17 protein-coding genes are annotated in these 17,302 nt (G+C 50.5%); 7 read left to right on the top strand and 10 right to left on the bottom strand.

Annotation, left to right across the window (positions count from 1 at the left end; translation table 11 throughout):
* Window positions 1–9: 9 nt before the first annotated feature.
* The 4 genes from GmarT_RS17110 to GmarT_RS17095 all read right to left on the bottom strand — a co-directional run bounded on the left by GmarT_RS17110 (window position 10) and on the right by GmarT_RS17095 (window position 3,749).
* Window positions 10–783 (bottom strand): DUF1559 family PulG-like putative transporter, encoded by a 774-nt coding sequence (locus GmarT_RS17110; RefSeq protein WP_002645181.1) that lies wholly within the window; start codon window positions 781–783, stop codon window positions 10–12.
* Complete coding sequence (locus tag GmarT_RS17105) at window positions 773–1,732, bottom strand: DUF1559 family PulG-like putative transporter (RefSeq protein WP_002645182.1); 960 nt, start codon at window positions 1,730–1,732, stop codon at window positions 773–775. The genes GmarT_RS17110 and GmarT_RS17105 overlap by 11 nt, the downstream gene beginning before the upstream one ends.
* Before the next feature lie 72 nt (window positions 1,733–1,804).
* Window positions 1,805–2,764 carry a DUF1559 family PulG-like putative transporter gene (locus GmarT_RS17100; protein WP_002645183.1) on the bottom strand — a complete coding sequence of 320 codons (960 nt, stop codon included), beginning with the start codon at window positions 2,762–2,764 and terminating at the stop codon, window positions 1,805–1,807.
* A gap of 64 nt (window positions 2,765–2,828) precedes the next feature.
* Window positions 2,829–3,749, bottom strand: a complete 921-nt coding sequence (locus GmarT_RS17095) for a DUF1559 family PulG-like putative transporter (RefSeq protein ID WP_002645184.1) — start codon at window positions 3,747–3,749, stop codon at window positions 2,829–2,831.
* Between the two features lie 206 nt (window positions 3,750–3,955).
* On the opposite strand from GmarT_RS17095, the gene GmarT_RS17090 reads away from it, so the two are divergent.
* The 3 genes from GmarT_RS17090 to GmarT_RS17080 all read left to right on the top strand — a co-directional run bounded on the left by GmarT_RS17090 (window position 3,956) and on the right by GmarT_RS17080 (window position 7,618).
* Window positions 3,956–4,759: a creatininase family protein gene (locus tag GmarT_RS17090; protein ID WP_002645185.1), complete on the top strand. Its 804-nt coding sequence runs from the start codon at window positions 3,956–3,958 to the stop codon at window positions 4,757–4,759.
* 55 nt (window positions 4,760–4,814) lie between these two features.
* Window positions 4,815–6,491, top strand: a complete 1,677-nt coding sequence (locus GmarT_RS17085) for a CRTAC1 family protein (RefSeq protein ID WP_187782301.1) — start codon at window positions 4,815–4,817, stop codon at window positions 6,489–6,491.
* 107 nt (window positions 6,492–6,598) lie between these two features.
* The gene (locus tag GmarT_RS17080; protein ID WP_187782300.1) at window positions 6,599–7,618 is read left to right on the top strand and encodes a tetratricopeptide repeat protein; all 1,020 of its coding nucleotides are present in this window, start codon (window positions 6,599–6,601) and stop codon (window positions 7,616–7,618) included.
* A 27-nt stretch (window positions 7,619–7,645) separates the two neighbouring features.
* Here GmarT_RS17080 and GmarT_RS17075 read toward each other — a convergent pair whose 3' ends face one another.
* From GmarT_RS17075 to GmarT_RS17055, 5 genes are all read right to left on the bottom strand, one after another.
* Entirely contained in the window at window positions 7,646–8,029 is a 384-nt protein-coding gene (locus tag GmarT_RS17075) for an Hsp20/alpha crystallin family protein (protein ID WP_002645188.1), read from the bottom strand.
* A 9-nt stretch (window positions 8,030–8,038) separates the two neighbouring features.
* Entirely contained in the window at window positions 8,039–8,494 is a 456-nt protein-coding gene (locus GmarT_RS17070) for an Hsp20/alpha crystallin family protein (protein ID WP_002645189.1), read from the bottom strand.
* Between the two features lie 263 nt (window positions 8,495–8,757).
* Entirely contained in the window at window positions 8,758–8,991 is a 234-nt protein-coding gene (locus GmarT_RS17065; protein WP_002645190.1) for a hypothetical protein, read from the bottom strand.
* An 83-nt stretch (window positions 8,992–9,074) separates the two neighbouring features.
* A complete protein-coding gene (locus GmarT_RS17060; protein WP_002645191.1) occupies window positions 9,075–10,484 on the bottom strand; it encodes an MFS transporter in 1,410 nt (469 codons plus the stop codon).
* A gap of 60 nt (window positions 10,485–10,544) precedes the next feature.
* Window positions 10,545–11,552, bottom strand: a complete 1,008-nt coding sequence (locus tag GmarT_RS17055) for a 3-keto-disaccharide hydrolase (protein WP_002645192.1) — start codon at window positions 11,550–11,552, stop codon at window positions 10,545–10,547.
* A 349-nt stretch (window positions 11,553–11,901) separates the two neighbouring features.
* Here GmarT_RS17055 and GmarT_RS17050 point away from each other — a divergent pair, with 349 nt between their 5' ends.
* A complete protein-coding gene (locus tag GmarT_RS17050; protein ID WP_002645193.1) occupies window positions 11,902–13,320 on the top strand; it encodes a tetratricopeptide repeat protein in 1,419 nt (472 codons plus the stop codon).
* A gap of 276 nt (window positions 13,321–13,596) precedes the next feature.
* Complete coding sequence (gene rpsT / locus GmarT_RS17045) at window positions 13,597–13,869, top strand: 30S ribosomal protein S20 (RefSeq protein ID WP_002645194.1); 273 nt, start codon at window positions 13,597–13,599, stop codon at window positions 13,867–13,869.
* A gap of 79 nt (window positions 13,870–13,948) precedes the next feature.
* Here rpsT and GmarT_RS17040 read toward each other — a convergent pair whose 3' ends face one another.
* Window positions 13,949–14,758 (bottom strand): SDR family NAD(P)-dependent oxidoreductase, encoded by an 810-nt coding sequence (locus GmarT_RS17040; RefSeq protein WP_002645195.1) that lies wholly within the window; start codon window positions 14,756–14,758, stop codon window positions 13,949–13,951.
* Window positions 14,759–14,900: 142 nt separating this feature from the next.
* Between GmarT_RS17040 and GmarT_RS17035 the strand changes: the two genes are divergently transcribed.
* Both GmarT_RS17035 and GmarT_RS17030 read left to right on the top strand, forming a co-directional pair.
* Entirely contained in the window at window positions 14,901–15,722 is an 822-nt protein-coding gene (locus GmarT_RS17035; protein WP_002645196.1) for a sugar phosphate isomerase/epimerase family protein, read from the top strand.
* 163 nt (window positions 15,723–15,885) lie between these two features.
* Window positions 15,886–17,145, top strand: a complete 1,260-nt coding sequence (locus GmarT_RS17030; protein ID WP_002645197.1) for a sulfate adenylyltransferase — start codon at window positions 15,886–15,888, stop codon at window positions 17,143–17,145.
* Window positions 17,146–17,302: the final 157 nt, after the last annotated feature.

Raw genomic sequence — 17,302 nt, 5'->3', positions numbered from 1 at the left:
TTCGTAGAATTATAAATCGCATTTGGCTTCTCCCCCGTCGGGGGTGCTGAGGTCTTTCAGGATTTGCGGGTTGATTTTATTTGAGACAAATTGAACGCGACCGTCACTGAAGAGGATCAGATTTCCGCCGGGCAATAGTGTTTTCTTGTCGGGGCCAATGACATCAGCGGGCCTGGCAAGATTGGTGGGATCTCCCCAGGCTTTGAAATCATCCCCTCGATCGACCGCAATAATCGTGTTCGATTTTCCATCGGTGATCTGGCTCAGCTTCATACCCTGATTCTGTTTGAGCAGAAGTTCGTTCCCTACATAATGAGACAGCGCATAACCCTCAGGCGAGCTTTTTTCTTCACTCCAGGGTACGACATAACTCCGGACTATTTGTTGAAAGTGCTGTTGATTTGCCGGATCGTTCCAGGGTTTCTCTAAATCAATCTGCTGATACAGTTGACCCTGATCGACAAAAGGCAAGATCCGGGTCTGCCAACTGTGCTGTGGAGTTCCATTGGGGGCTACTGTTGCCCCCGGTGGGAACGTCTGGTTCTCTTCCTGGAAGCGCCACAGGGCTAAGCCCATTTGCTTCAAATTGCTTTTCGAAACAGCCCGACGGGCGAGATTGCGTTTATGAATTTCCATCTTTTCGAAAACGGGAGTGAACAGGAAAATCATTAAGCCAACTGCAAACAGGCATCCAGCCAGGATAATGAAAAAGGTACTGGCAGAAGGTGCGAAGTTGTCAGGCTTCGCTGGCTGGACCAGGGTCTGTTGTGAATTAGTATTCATCGATTCGTTCGCCTCCGTTTGGTGTACTCAAAGCTTTCAACACGGCAGGATCAATATTCTCTGACACAAAACGGACGCTGCCATCTCCCATCAGTACCTGGTTTCCGCCTGTAGTGGAAGACCGGTTGGGGCGACCGATGCGATCCGCCGGGACAGCGAAATTAGTGGGATCTCCCCAGGGTTTGAAGTTTTCTCCCACTTCAAAGGCCATGATCGTATTGGCCAGACCATCGTTGACCTCGCGAAATCTGGCGCCTCGATTGGGGCCCATCAACAACTCATTTCCCATATAATGGGAGAGCGGCAATCCTTCCGGGGAGACCTTTTCTTCGATATTCGGGTTCAGGTAGAAAGGCATCTCCTTTGTGAAAATGTCCTGGTTAGTATGATGGTTCCAGGCGTAGTGGAAGTTGATCTGGTTGTAGAGAGGAGCCTCATCGATGAAAGGAAGAATAAACGTTTCCCAGCTTTGCGATGGTGCGCCGTCAATCGTTAAGGTTCCACCCGGCGGTAAAATTCTGTGGGTTTCATGATAGTTATGCATCGCCAGGCCAATTTGCTTCAGATTGTTTTTTGATTGTGATCGCCGTGCCGCTTCACGTGCCTGCTGCACTGCCGGCAGGAGTAAAGCAAGCAGTATTCCCACGACAAAAAGTCCCCCCACGCCGACCACTGCCAGGATGATTATCAGTGACATCTTGCTGCTTTTGGGAGCGGGTTGTCGGGAGAGAGATTCTGTTTCCGGGCCGGACTCGAATTCATCCCAGGCAGAGGTTTCGGAACTGGTGAAGAGATCACTCACTTCCGCAGCGGCGTGAAACTCTCCCTCTTCACCCTCTCTGACGAGGTCTGTTTTTTGAACTTTGCCTTCGGCCGCCAGTTGATTCAGTCTTTCCCGAGTGAGGGGGCCTGCTACCTGACTTCCCCGTTTTACGTACCAGTTCGCCATAGATCATTGCTTTCTATATTTTATTGCTGTCAAAGTTGGTCATGAAGTCAAAAGTGATCCGCGGGAGAGAAGTCAAAACTCACCAATGAATTCTCCACCACCGGGAGTTTCCAGTTTTTTCAAAATCGCGGGATCGATGTTCTCCGAAACGAAGCGGACACTGCCGTCTCCCAGTAAAACATGACTGCCTCCTCTGAACGCCTTTATGTTTCCTGATTTCATACGATCTGCAGGAGATGCGATATTGGTCGGATCTCCCCATGGTTTAAAATTCTCACCGACTTCGAATGCCAGAATCGTATTGGAAGTACCATCGCTGATATTACGAATTCCGAGCCCGTAATTTAATTTCATTACCAGTTCATTGCCCACGTAATGTGAAAGTCCCAGACCCTCCGGTGAGACGCGTTCCTCGATATTGGGATTCAGATAAACCGGGATTTCCTGTTTGAAGTAATCGATATTATCCGGGGCATTCCAGGGTTGATCAAAATCGATCCGATTATAAAGGGGGGCCTGATCGACGAAGGGTAAAATGGATGTTGACCAGCCCTGGTAGGGGACACCGTCTGTGGTCTGGGTTCCTCCGGGGGGAAATACACCATAAGTATCGTAGTAATTATGTAATGCCAGTCCGATCTGCTTGAGATTATTTTTGGAAGTGGATCGGCGGGCCGCTTCCCGGGCCTGCTCTACTGCAGGCAGCAGCAACGCGACTAAAACCATCACCATAAAAATGCCGCCGACACCGATGACCGCCAGGATGACGATCAGAGTGGTATTACTCTTTTTCGGCGCAGCGTGACTGGGCTGTGGTTGTGTTTCCGGACCAGCTTCAAATTCATCCCAGGCGGGTGATTCCGAACCGGTGAAGAGATCATTCACATCAGAGGCAGGATGAAATTCTCCCTCTTCACCCTCTCTGACGAGGTCCGTTTTTTGAACTTTCCCTTCCGCAGCCAGCTGGTTCAGCCGTTCTCGTGTCAGAGGGCCGGCGATTTGACTTCCGCGTTTCACATACCAGTTAGCCATAGCGGGATTCCTTCAGTAGGTAATGACATTATATTAAAGTCTGTTTTAAACAGAGTGTGATTTCTCAATCCTTGAATTGATCCATGCGTTCTCTTCCCGTGGGAGTACTCAATGCTTTGAGTAATTCCGGGTCAATCTGATCTGTGACAAAGCGAACCGATCCATCGGAAATCAAGAGATGGTTTCCGCCGGTAAAGGATGATTTCTTACCGGATCCGAAAACCTTAGCAGGCTCTACCGTGTTTGTGGGATCGCCCCAGGGTTTAAAGTTTTCCGCCACTTCCACTGCCAGGATGGTATTCGCTGTACCATCTTTAATATGACGGTAGTTCATGAATCCATTAGTTTTGAGTACCAGTTTATTGCCTGCATAATGAGTCAGGGCCAATCCTTCAGCGGAAACGGTCTGTTCGATTGCCGGATTTAAATAGACATCAATTTCAGATTTGAACAAGGGATGGTTTTGGGGATGGTTCCATGGTCGAGAGAAATTAACCTTGTTGTAAAGCGGAGCTTGTTTAATATAAGGTAAAATCGCTGTTTGCCAGCTGAGATAAGGTTTTCCATCGGGAGTCTCTGTTCCACCAGGAGGGAAGGTACTGAAAGTGTCATGGTAATTTTTCATCGCCAGACCGATTTGTTTTAAATGTTTTTTTGATACAGCTCGGTGTTCTGCTTCGACTTTCTTCAGCCAGAAAAAAGTGCCGATCGCCAGGATTGTTGCCAGAACGGCAATCAGAAGTCCTGAAATGAAAGCTGTATAAATTTTGCGGGGAGCCGTTTCCGTTGCTTGAGTTGCAGGTTGGCTGGAACCAGAATCGGGAAACAGTTCCAGAACGTGAGCTGCTGTGAACAAATTGCCGACTTCGCCTCTGCGGACCAGATCCGATTTCTGGAGTTTATCCTCCTGGATCAGTTCGCGCATTCGGGCCAGCGTCAGGGGACCAGCGGTTTCATTCTCTCGTCTGACGTACCAGTTCTCCATGATTCCTCCTTTATGCGATCCTGCCAGATAGTCACATATTCAGAATACCGCTTCTGTTCATTAGGATACAGGGAAACATCGGGCAAGAATGTATATATTTATAATATCTGAAGGTGAGAGAATATGAGCTTGCCCAGAAATTCTGGTAGGATGATTGTGCTCTGAAAATGATCGATTCAAATCTAAACAGGTGAGGAGAAAACCGCGTGTCTGCTGAATCTGCAATCCGCCCCTGGATTCTGTCCGAGATCAATTATGCTTATGTGAAAGAGAATCCTTACCAGGTCGCCGTGTTGCCGATGGGGGCGACTGAACCCCATAATCTGCATCTGCCTTACGGGACCGATACCTACGAAGCCGACGCCATCAGCTCGCGGGTCTGTGAAGCGGCGCATCAGCGGGGGGCAAAAGTTGTGATGCTGCCTCCGATTCCTTACGGCACGGAAACCAATCAGGCGGCTTTTCCGCTGTCGATGAATGTGAATCCTTCGACGCTGGGGCAGATGATTATGGATCTGGTTGATTCTCTGGCGAATCATGGAGTCAATAAACTTTTGATACTCAACAGTCATGGCGGGAATGATTTTAAACCACTGCTGCGTGAATTGCATGGTTCCACGTCAGTACAGATTTTCCTGGCAGACTGGTTTCGGGGGACGTCAGCAGATGTGAAAGCGGAGATTTTCGAGAATCCGGATGATCATGCGGGGGAAATGGAAACGTCGCTGGCGCTGGCTTATTTTCCTCAGCTGGTCAACCGCGATGCAGAAACAGGTGCGTTACATGCAGACGACGGTGCAACGAATGCGACTCGCTTTTCCGCAGTCAATGAGGGTTGGGTCAGTATTACCCGTCCGTGGCATTTACTCACGACCAACTCGGGGTCAGGAAATCCACACCAGGCGACAGCAGAGAAGGGGGAGCGGTTGATGCAGATCTTAGTTGACCGCCTGTCTCAATTTGTCGTTGAACTCTCTGAGGCGAAGTTGGATGACCAGTTTCCTTTCTAATCGAACTATCAGATCGGTCTGTCTGGCTGCTTTCTGCGGTCTCCTGCTTTTTTTGATGAATTGCTCCCTCTTTGCAGAGGAGAAACCGTCGGCAATCTCCTTTCAGGATGTGACCAATGCTGCGCAGATTGCTTTTCAGCATCGTTCTCCCGTGACGGTAAAACGACATCTGCATCTGATGATGGGGTCTGGGGTCGGCTGGATCGATTTTGATCGTGATGGATATCCGGATCTGTACTGCGCACAGGGGGAAGCGTGGAGTAACGTCGAACTTAAGCAGAGTCAACCTGTCGATATCGCGCTCTCAAATCGTCTGTACTGGAATCGCAGGAACAGTCAGTTTCAGGATGTGACCGCCGTCTCCGGATTGACGGTTTTGAACTACTCGATGGGAATTGCTGTCGGCGATTATAATCACGATGGCTTTGATGATTTATATGTGAGCGCCTTCGGACGAAACCTGTTGTACTGCAATCAGGGGGATGGAACTTTTTCAGAAGTTTCTTTGGCTGCGCATGTCGACGATCCGGGGTATGGGGCGAGTTGTACCTGGGCCGACCTGAATGGTGACGGGTTGCTGGATCTGTATGTGGTGAATTACCTGGAGATCGATCGGGAACACTATCCGATCTGCAGTCGCCGGGTTGACGGGGCGCGCGTTTATTTTATCTGTCACCCGCGCTACGTTCCGGGCCAGTATGATGTGGTGTATCTCAATCTGGGGAATGGCTCGTTTCTGGATGTGTCCCGGAAAGCAGGCCTGCATAGCGAGCCGGCACGTCAGGGGCTGGGGGTCTTCGCAGCCGACTATGATCAGGATGGAGACATCGATCTGTACGTCGCCAACGATTCGGTGGCGAATCAGCTCTGGATTAATAACGGCCAGGGTGTATTTACCGATCAGGCGCTGGTCGCCGGTCTGGCTTTCAATCGGAGTGGCGACCGGGAAGCGGGAATGGGACTGGCAGGAGCCGACTATAACGGTGATGGTGAAGTGGATCTGTTCGTCACTAATTATTTTGGCGAAACCAATACACTTTATCGAAATGAAGGCGCGTTGTTTTTTCTGGATGTGACTGATGAAACGGGGTTGGCTGCGCCGAGCCTCGCGCGACTTGGCTTTGGAACATCGTCTCTGGATGCGAATAATGATGGCTGGGAAGATCTGTTTGTCACGAACGGACATGTGCACGATCGATTGTCTCAACTGGGGAAAACGGAGCCCTACGAACAGGAGCCGCAATTATTTCTCAATCTGGCTGGTTCGCGATTTGATGATGTTTCCGCTCAGTCTGGGGAATTCTTCCGAACGAAACAGGTGGGCCGAGGTTGTGCCGTGGCTGATTTTAACCAGGATGGACTGGTGGATCTTGCCGTCTCCCATTTGAATGAGCGACTGGTTCTGCTGGAAAACCGCTCGGAACAGATTCACAAAAGCATGGCGCTGCAGTTAGTGGGAACCAGAGCCAATCGGAGTGCGATCGGGGCCGTCGTGGAAGTGGCCTGTGATTCACGAAGAATCACCCGGCTAAGAAAAGGGAGCAGCAGTTATCTTTCCGCTGATGAAGCCTGGATTACCTGTGGACTGGGAGACTGCCGGTCAGAAGTCTCCGTCAAAGTCAGATGGCCAGGGGGGAAAACCGAAAACTGGGCTGGATTACAGCCGGGAGGCCGTTATACATTGATAGAGGGAACCAGCGTTTTACCAGACCAGTCTCAAACCCAGCCCTGAAAATGAATCACCTGACCGATCCTGAAAATATGACAAATGCTTTTGCTCAGCAGAAGAGAAACCCCTTCTTCTCAAGTGGTTCCCTGATTCTGGCTGGGGGCTGCATCGTGCTCTTACTCTTTCTCCTGCTTCAGGGGGAATCAGGATACTCCCGGCCTGATCAGTCTGCAGTTTCGGAACAGGAATCCCGGCAATCAGAGAAGGCAAAGCGTAAAGAACTGATTGCCTATCTGCAGGAGTATCCCGATGACGAATTTGCTCATTTTCAGCTGGGAGAACTGATTCAGGATCGTGCTCCTTACCAGGCTCTGGAAAACTTTTCGCATGTGACGGAACGGCATCCTCGCTATTACGAGGCGGTCGAAGCAATCGCAGAGATTGCATTGGAGCAGGGGCTCGATGATCGGGCGACAGCGGCGTTAATCATTCTGGTGCGCGAGTTTCCTGAAGAACGTCGTTTTCAGAAAAGTATGGCAGAATTATTGCTTCAACAAGGCAAATCCAACCGGGCGCTGAGATACGCCAGGCGTAATATCGCTCTGGGGGGAGAGCAGGCAGAAGACTATCTGCTGGTCGCTGAAATATTAAAGCAGGCGGGACGCACCATTGAAATGACAGGGCCTTTGAAACAGGTACTCTATCAGGAACCTGGTTTGTTTGAAGCCCATTTAAATCTGGCATATGCGGCTTTGTATTCGGGCGACCTGGAAACAGCGACGCGAGAAGCAAAATGGTGTCTTGCCGAAAAGCCCGAGTCGACGACTGCGCTACGGTATCTGGCTTTAATCAATCGAAACCAGGGAAACATTGAGCAGTCGATTTCGTATATTGATCAGGCATTGGGTATCGATCCTCAGGATCTGGAAGGCCTGTTGCTGAAGGCCGACCTCCTGATTTATCAGAGAAAAGGTGAGCAGGCTTACGCGCTGTTAAAGCCTCTCTATGCGACTCAACAGACAGACAGACGCTATGTCACAGCATTGGCGCGCGCGGCCGGTTTAGCGGGAAAGCGTGAAGAAGCCCACGAACTGCAGCAGCTCAATCAGCGGCTGATCAAAGAAGAAGATTTACGGCCTTCTTCCCTGCAGAGCGAGAGTGTGCAGAAAACGCAGGCTGGCCGAAAGTGAAGTATGAGAAGAGTTGTGAGACGCAGCTCAGCCTGTATTCACCTGGATGCGGCGCGGCTCTGCTTTCGGGGCTTTCGGAAGAAATATCCGCAAGACACCGTTTGACAGCTTGGCTTCGATTTCACTGTGAACAATTTCTCCACTCAGAATAAAGGACCGCAGATAATTGCCGACTTCGTATTCTTTATGTAAGGGACGTGCCCCTTCGGGGATTTGCGGTTCGACTTTTCCCAGGAGCGTCAACTTATTGTCCTGAACCTGAAGTTCCAGCGATCCGACCGAAACGCCGGGAAGATCCGCGTAGAGTACAAGACCTTCGTCGGTTTCATAGATATCAATCGGAGGTGTAAAAACAAACTGCTCCGGAGTGGAGAGTTCCCTTGGTTCATCATCGCTGTGTTGTCGGCTCATTGCTCTGTCCTATTCTCCTGAACTCACAGGAATCTGGCGGGGAAGTTCCTCTTCCAGTTTGGGAAGATGAATTTTCAGCACACCATCATTGAATTCGGCGGAGAGTTGCTCGTCCGAAATTCGATCAGGGATACTGATCGATCTTTGCCACTCACCAAAGGTACGCTCTCTGCGTCGAAATCGCTCTTCGGGGATATCTCGATTGTCTACAACCGGAGAATCCCGATGACCTTTCAGTGTCAGCACACCGTTGGCAATCGTCAGCTCCAGATCCTGAACCTGCATTCCTGGCAACTCAGCTGTGATCAGGAACTCATGCTCCAGTTCAAATATATTGACGGCAGGATACTGGCGAGGCATACGAATGCCCTGAACAGTGAATTCAACGCCCTGGATCAGGCGATCAACTTCACGCTCCAGGTCTCGTAATGGACTCCATGACTGGTCCCAGCGAAATATTGGCATCTTCCTCAATCCTTAGTCTTCAGTGTAATATAACAGTCTGGATTATAAGCAAAGGGCATACCATTTGATGAGAGTTAGTGTTTTTAAGAATCAGAGGTTGTAAGTGTATAATTCATAGGATATTAGCCGCGATCGGAGTTTGTGGAAGAAAGCAGGGAAGTGCTGGTGAATGTCAATCTGGCATATCGTTGCCGTCATGTTTTCTACCTGGGGGCGTGCCAATCTGGCAGTCAGATTCAGTGTGTGTAAAGACTCTGTTCACATCATTCCCATTGAATGGGCTGGATCCATCCCGCCGCCAGTGCTCCCCCAAACAGGATGCCGGTGAGAAATATCACGCGCAGGATCCAGAGTGCGCGTACCGGTCCAAAGGAATGCGTGAGCCTTTGTCCTTTGCGGGTATTGGCCAGAAACCACTGTTCTTTGATCAATCCAATCAGAGACAGAACCAAAACGGCTCCACCAATCAGTTGATGTTCGGCAATATGGAAAGGCATCAAGTCAGCGTCCTGGTTTATGGTAGTGTCTGCAGTGCTGTTGCTGTTCGAACCAAGTCCTGATCCGGGGCATTGATTTAATTTTATCCCAGGTCTTCTGTATGCGCCATGCGTTGAGATGTGTCCGTTTTGGGAAACAGGATCCAGAACATGAGCGTGGCGAATAAGGCAATCGCAGCACTACTGAGCCAGATTCCCGGCCAGTCCCTCAGCATCTGTGACGTTTCGCCAGCCAGGTTTCTCTGCGTAAATTCGATGATGCCCGTCTGAGAGGGGATATTGAACGTCGTGCGCAACAGGGTATCTTTTCCAGTGGAAGTGAAATAGTCGCCGATCGTTCCGCTGATAAATCCTCCGGCAAACATTCCCAGGCCGAACACGAACGTTCCGAAAAACGTCTGCATGCTGCCGCGTACATCCAGGGGCGCGACTTTATCCACATAGATATAAGCGGCGGCCAGGAAGCAGCCGAAGCAGAGGCCGTGCATGGCCTGTCCCAGGCAGGTGAGGGCGATAGCGACATTGAATCCCTTGAAGAGCATGACGGTTCCAATTGTGGATGCATAAGCAAAGATCAGACTGCGAACCAGGTAGGAGAGCAGGCCGACCAGCATGACCGTTTTAAACCCATATTTCTTGATCCCGAAACCGAGGACTGCCATGACCAGAACTTCGAAGACCTGTCCAATGGAACTGATACGCTGTTCCCAGGCACCAGTCACGCTGGCCTGTTTCAAGACCGTACTCAGGAAGGGGCTGTTCCACTGAAAGTAAAACTTATGCACGATTGAAATGATAAACGCCACCAATACCAGTACCAGAAAGTGCCGATACTTGAGCATTCTCAGAACTTTACCTGGTGCCAGGTCTTTTTTGTCGCTTTTCACCGGAGGTGTATGTGGCAGTGTTAGACAGTAGGCCGCCATACACAGGCCGACCACTCCTGCCATAGCGAGCACAACACCCCGGCCTGTGTTGAGCGCTTCTCCTTCGAGATTTGCCAGAAAGACGCCCTCAGCGATCCAGGCGGGAACAACAAAACCGATTGTGCCCCACAGGCGGATCAGAGGAAATTCCTTATCGCTATCTTTAAGATGCTGAAAGGACAATGAATTCGTCAACATCATAGTGGGAACATACAGAACGGAGTACAGCACACCCAGGGTGACGACCGGCCAGAAACTCTGTTGTACGAACAGCGCCAGCATGATGATGCCACCTGACAAGTGACAGAACGCAAGCACGCGTTCTGTGGCGTAGTGCCGGTCGACGATCTGACCGAACAGAAAGGGGGCCAGTAAGGGACCCACGGCCAGCGCTGCCCCAAAGACACCAATCTGCCAGGCGGAGAAGCCCAGGGCCTGAATCAGATACAGAGTGATGATGGGCAGGTAGCATCCCTGCACAAAATACTGCAGAAACATCATCAGGCAGAGTCTGGTCTTAAGTGCCGATTCTGTACTTTCCGCGGGCAGATTGTCCGTGTCTGTCATCTGGGTGTGGCCTCTGGTTAAGAAAGATCAGGGAGTGAATGCGGTAAAAAGACGCGTCTGTTACTTTTCCACTACCCAGATATTTCGGAAACGGACCGGATTGGAATGGTTCTGCAGAAACAGCGGGCCTGCAATGGATTCGTCCTTGTTGGTGCCGCCCGGAGTTGGTTCATTAATTTCCTGATCGTCCTGTACGGTTACCCCATTGTGTTTGACTGTGATGCGTGCTTTGGCTGTTTTGTTGCCATCTTTGTCATATTTCGCGGACTGGAAATCGATATCATAAGTCTGCCAGGCCAGCGGGGGGAAGCACATGTTGACACTCGGAGCACCCAGTTTGTAGATGCCTCCACATTCGTTGTCTTTGCCTTCCAGGCCGAACGAATCGAGGATCTGAACTTCATAGCGGCCCAGCACATAGCAGCCACTGTTACTTCTGCCCTGTCCGCGAGCCTGTGGCATGAACGGTAACTGAAATTCCAGGTGCAGGTGACCATCTTTGAATTTCTTTTTGCTGGTGACCCCTTCTTTCAGCAATCCCTCTTCGGTGATCTGGCCGTTTTCAAAATTCTTGACCGTTTGTTCTGCCTTGTCTGAGTCAAACAGGACAGTGGCTCCTTCCGGCGCTTTTTTACCGAGTGTGGGGCTTTTTCGATATACTTTATCCAGCACGCCGACCTCATTGCCCTCTGAGTCGAACAGCGTCATTTCTTTATCACCCAGTTCACCTCGTCCGTGTTCAGAGACGAAACTGATGACTCCGCCCCTGGATTCCCCTTTGGCTTTTACTTTTTCTTCCTGTTTCCAGCCATCACCGGGCAGGCCGCCGGGATAACCGACTGCCTCGAATTCTCCATTTCCCAGTGCGATGACCTGAACTCCGTATTTCAGGGCTTCGTCACCTGCACCGATGATTCCCGAGTATTCTCCCTGTTTCTGAAAGTCAGGTCCTGCCTGTTTCACGTTTGTGGCAGCCCACTTTGGAGACTTGGAGTCTGCATGACCGAGGTGTGTGAAAAGGAATAGAGCACAGCAGCCTGAAAGGGCGCAAATCGAAAACTGCTTCATGGTATTCTCCAATAGGCGTTGATTGACTCGGATGATGAATCTGTTTCATGAGTGGAGTGCGGAGCCAGACAGGCTCACGGTTTGAAATCTATTGTGGGTTTCGGCGATCAGAGATGCAAGTACCGGGCAGAGGTTTCTGGTGTGAACGGTACGAGTGTGTATTAAAATTAAGTAAAACTTGTGATGGCAAGGTGTTAAAAAATCTTGTAAGATGTAACACTGGTGCATAAGGAAATGTAACCACTGGAAGTGCGGTCATGTCCAGCGAATCGGTACGAGACGGATTCGTGGGAGGTGTCATTGCACTCATTATTTTGATTTGAGAATCTGGTTAACAGCGGAAGAGCAAATGACATCGGACAGAAATAAAAAGATCGCTGCAGACTGCTGGAGACGGGGCAACGAGGCCCTCTCGAAAGAGAACTGGGATTATTCCATCGAGATGTTCACGACCGCCGTGAAGCTGGAGCCGGAAGCACTCTTGTATCGACAGACGAAGCGGGGGGCCGAGCGTAAAAAGTATGGTGATAATCAGTCCGGCTCAAAAATGGGGATGTTGAAACTGGCTGGTCTGAAAACGAAAATCAAAAATTCCCGACGCAAGAAAGACTGGGCAGCCGTGGATCAACTGGCGGAAGAAGGTTTGTCGCTGAATCCCTGGGACCCGGGATTGAATGCCGATATGGCGGAAGCCTGTGCTAACCTGGGTTACGAAGATGCTGCCATCTTTGGATACAAGAATGCGCTTGAAAATGATAAGGCCAATAAAGGGTATTATACCGAACTGGGGGAACTGCTCGAAGAAAAAGGGGAGTTCAAGTCGGCCCGGGAATGCTGGGAAATGGCGTTCAAACTGGATCCGATGGATGGCGTTGCCCGGTCTAAAGTGACCTCGCTGATGGCGACCGAGACCCGGGTTCGAGGCGGCTATGAAGGCGCAGAGAAATCGAGTGGGGTCAAGAAACAATCTGCCTACGACGAAGGCCGCGCCACCCGCGAGCAACGACAGCAGGCCCAAAAAGGGAATGCGGCAGATGGGCCCGGACAGTCCCAGGAAGCGGACCTGCAACGCGCCATCCGCAAAGAGCCCGAAAATAAAGACCATTATCTCCGGCTGGCCGATTTCTATCGTCGGGAGGGGAAGCTGCTTGAATCCAAAACGCATTACGAGAAGGCATACGAGCTATCCGGGAAAGATTCTAACATCGGCGAACAGATCGAAGATATTCAACTGGAACTGTTACGCGATAAACTCACGGCTGCGAAAGATGTCTTTAATCGTGATCGTGAAGATGCAGAGGCAAAGAAACAGGTCACTTTGATCAGCAAGGCACTGATCAAAAGGGAAATCGAAATCTTTACCAGGCGCGTTGAACGTTATCCTGCGGACATGAGAATCAAGTATGAGCTGGCACAGCGATTTATTCGATTGAAGAAATGGTCGCCCGCGATCTCATTACTGCAACAGTCGGTGAAAGATTCCCGCATCAGTTCCGATGCGCTCGTCGCATTAGGGAAGTGTTTCTACGCCGATGGCAAAAAAGAACTTGCCAAGCGGCAGTTTGAAAAAGCACTTCCGAAACTCTCCGTCGATGAAAAACCCGAGATTTTCAAGGAAGCGCACTACCTCCTGGGACGGCTGTATCAGGAATCCGGTCAAAAAGTACAGGCGGACGATCATTACAGTGAAATTCTTGCCGTGGATTATGAGTATAAAGACGCACGTCAGCGGTTAGAAGATGATGGCACAGGGGAAAGTGATGGATGATCGGGCGGGGGTGTCCCCGTCTGAACCAGATCAGGAGCCCGGGCTGGATGTTCAGGTTGATCGCAGGGTTTCTGGATGAGTGATTCTCGTTCGTATCGCTGGTATTCTCGAAATTCCTGACAAAAGCTGGTATTAGCAGCTCAAAATAGCTGGAATATCGATCGGGAGGTTGTTAAACTCCTCAATCTGCCTGAGATCTTCATGTGGCGACTGTCTTCATAGACGTGAGCCAGTTTGTATCGTAAACAGTTACTCAGAAAATACTTAAGTCGAAACATGCCAAACACAAAAAGTGCCAAAAGAGCGTTACGAAAAAGTGATGTCCGTCGTCTTCGTAACCGTTCCACCCGTTCGGAATTACGATCCGCTGTCAAAAATGCCCGTGCCGCAATCTCAGGTGATGACGCACAGGCTGCTGCCCAGGCTCTGCAGGCTGCTGCCAAGCAGATCGATCAGGCTGCTGCGAAAGGTATCATTCACAAGAATGCTGCTGCCCGTACCAAGTCACGCCTGGCAAAATCAGCTAATCAGAACAAATCTGCTGAGTAGTCAGCAGATTTAGAATCTGGCCCTTCGTATGCTGGTTCGTTTATTGCGAATCGATTTGCGAGGGGCTTTATTTTTTGGATCACCAGTGCATGACAAACCCACCATCTACATTAATGGTTTGGCCTGTTACCTGGGCTGCCCGATCGGAACTGAGAAAGACGATCATGTCAGCAATGTCTTCTGGTGTCTGCCAGCGTTGAAGTGGTACGAGTTGTCTGATCTTTTCTCCTGCCCAGTCCGCATATGATTTCTGATTTTCGGGAGCCTGACGATCATTCCAGGCTTGCCAGACCGATTGATTGAGTGGCGTCTGCACCATGCCGGGGCAGACCGAGTTCACGCGAATCCCCAGCGGTGCCAGATCTTTTGCGAGACATTGCGCAAAATTGATGTTGGCTGCTTTGGAAGCACTGTAGGGGGGATCTGTCTGGGAGCCAATCTGTCCGGCGATGGAACTGATAAATATCATACTCCCCGCTCCAGCTTTCTGCATGACGGGAGCCACGGCGTGTGCGACGTGAACCATACCCTGCATATTGACTTCAAAAACACGTGGCCAGTCTGCGGGTGTCAGGTTCGTGAAGGGAAACCCAAACTTACCGGAACCGATGGCAGCGGCATGTACCAGGTGCGTTAGCTTGCAGGCATGGTTTAATGTCTGCTCTGTGATTTTCTGAACTGCCGAAAAATCAGTGATATCAACCTGAAAGCCAGTCACGCTCTCTCCCGTTTCTTCGCTCAGTTGTCGTGCGATTTCAGAAACCTGGTCAGACTGATCCCAGAGAATGATTTGCGCGCCTTCCGCTGCGAATGCGCGGGCCGTCGCCAGACCGATGCCGCTGGCCCCGCCGGTAATGACGACAGAGGCTCCCGTTAAATTCAGATCCATGAGTAATCAGCCTGTTCAGAATTGGGGTTCAAGCGAAGAGTTGAATGCTCATTCTGATCAATGACTTTTCCCTCTGCAAGCGGGCTGTTATCTTAATATGACATGAAATCGATTAAGATTGAAACGGAATGAGAGGCAGACTATGAAACTGGGGATGATTAATTCCGCCTGGGCGCAGGCAGGTCGCGATACCGCCTGGGGGCTTCAGAAAACAAAAGAGATCGGTTTTGATTGCGTCGATATCTTTATCGACCCGTTAGATGCGGAAATTCGAGAACGAAAACTGGTCAAAGATACCTGTGACCGCCTCGAACTGCCGATTGTCTCTGTCTGCTGTGTCGCCGTGGGATTGATCGACTTTAATCCGAGCGTCCAGCGTTTTCATCTGCAGCGCGTCAAAGCGTATCTGGATCTGTGCTATGAATACGAAGCGCAGAATCTGTTGCTGGTACTTGGTGAGTACATCTGGAACCGCGAAGTCATACCTCCTGAAGAGCAGTGGCAGCTTGGTGTCAATCAATGTCGGGAACTGGCGGACTACGGTGACGCACTGGGGCTGCAAATCGCTCTGGAACTGGAGCCCTTTCCCCTTTCGCTTTTGAATAGCGTGGATACGATGGTACGTTTTGTAGATGAAGTCGATCATCCAGCTTTGAAAGCCAATATCGACGTTTCGCACCTCCTGTTAGTGAATGTGGAGCCAGTGGAGCTCCGGGAACTGCAGAATAAGGCGATTCATGTCCATATTTCGGACTGCGACGGCAAAGTCCACGGCGATCTGCCTCCTGGCCGGGGAGTGGTCCCGTTTGAACCTTACCTGAATGAGATACGGGATTTACACATTCCCGGAGCCATCTCGCTGGAACTGGAATATTCTCCCGAACCAGACAAAATTGAGGAATGGGTGCGAGAAGCTTACACGGCGACTGATTTATTGATGAAGCAGGCTGGTTTAAGAGGTTGAATACAGCGAGAATCCTGCTGAAACAAGAGAGTTTTTTGAATTCGGTGAATCCGCGTGTCTGTTGCTTGAAGTTTTCTCTGCGTTTCCCTAATTTCGCAACTGGAAACGCCCAACGGTTGGCGTTGCTTCTGGAACCTTTTTGTAAATATTGAGAATTCAAACAATGGCCGATCTTATTGCCCCTCATGGAGGTTTGAGCGAACCTGTCTGTTGTACAGTGCCTGCTGGCGAAATTGACAGCTTCAAAGCTGAAGCAGCAGGACTTCCCCAGGTCCCTGTTTCTGCGGCTGATTTGTCAACCGTATATCGTCTGGGCGATGGTACGCTCAGCCCTCTGACCGGGCCGATGAATGGAGACGTTTTTAATCGCGTTCTGGATGAAGCCTGCATCGAAGTCAACGGCAAGCAGTACGCCTGGACCATTCCACTTTCCCTGCCCGTGACGTCAGAACTCGCAGCCACACTGTCAAGCGGACAGAAAGTTGCTTTGACCAATCCAGAGGGAGAGATTGTCGCCACCCTGGATATTACGGATGTATTCGAATGGGATAAGCCCAAGTACATCAAGAGTGTGTATCAGACTGAGCGTACCGATCATCCCGGTGCTGCCATGGTTCTGGAAGGGGACGCTGATAAGACCCACCTGATTGGTGGAGAAATTCGTGTTCTGCCTCAGCCCAAAAACAGCTCTTTCGGAAAATACGTTCTCACTCCTCGTGAAGTCCGTGCCCTGATTGCTGAAAAAGGGTGGGATGCCGTCGTCGCATTTCAGACACGTAACCCACTGCATCGTGCCCACGAATATGCACTCGTTTACGGCCTGGAATCATTGTTGAAAGCGGGCAAAAATGCCGGCGCTGTGCTGAATCCGCTGATCGGTGAAACCAAGAGCGATGACGTCAGTGCTGAAATCCGCATGGAAACTTATGAAAAGCTGATCGAAAATCGCGAACTCGGCGAAGGCGACAGTGATCCTGAACTCTGGGGACCTCGCGACGATACGCCTCCCGATCGTGTTTTACTGCTCGGCCTGGATATCAAAATGTTTTATGGCGGACCCAAAGAAGCGGTCATGCACGGCATTTACCGTCAGAACATGGGCTACACCAACATTGTCATCGGTCGTAAGCACGCTGATGCACCCTACGCAGATGGTACAGCCATCTGGGGTGACTTCGACGCCCAGGAAATCTTCAACAACCTGGCTGGTGAACTGCTGATTGAACCGGTCAATGTTGGGTTTGCTGCCTATTATGAATCACTGGGCCGCGTTGACCTGATGGAAAACCATTCTGAAGAAAAACCGGTTTTCATCTCTGGTAAACAGGTTCGTGCAACTCTGCAGGAAGGCGAAATGGTCGATCCTCGCATCATGCGGGAAAGTACTTCCAAGATTCTGGCTGAAGCGATGAAAGCTTCCTGATTCGCTGCCAGGTGAATGAAATAATTTGTGAAAGGCAGACAGGTATATGACCTGTCTGCCTTTTTTCATTAACGGTCAGATAGACTGTGTCCAGTTTTACTGTAGCGTCTCCAGGGCTGTTTGGCCCGGGTATATCAGATTGGGTGACGCTCTACCA

This window comes from Gimesia maris (assembly GCF_008298035.1).
Taxonomy (GTDB): domain Bacteria; phylum Planctomycetota; class Planctomycetia; order Planctomycetales; family Planctomycetaceae; genus Gimesia; species Gimesia maris.
The sequence above is the reverse complement of the archived record's forward strand: the minus strand, read 5'-3'. Positions and strand labels throughout refer to the sequence as shown.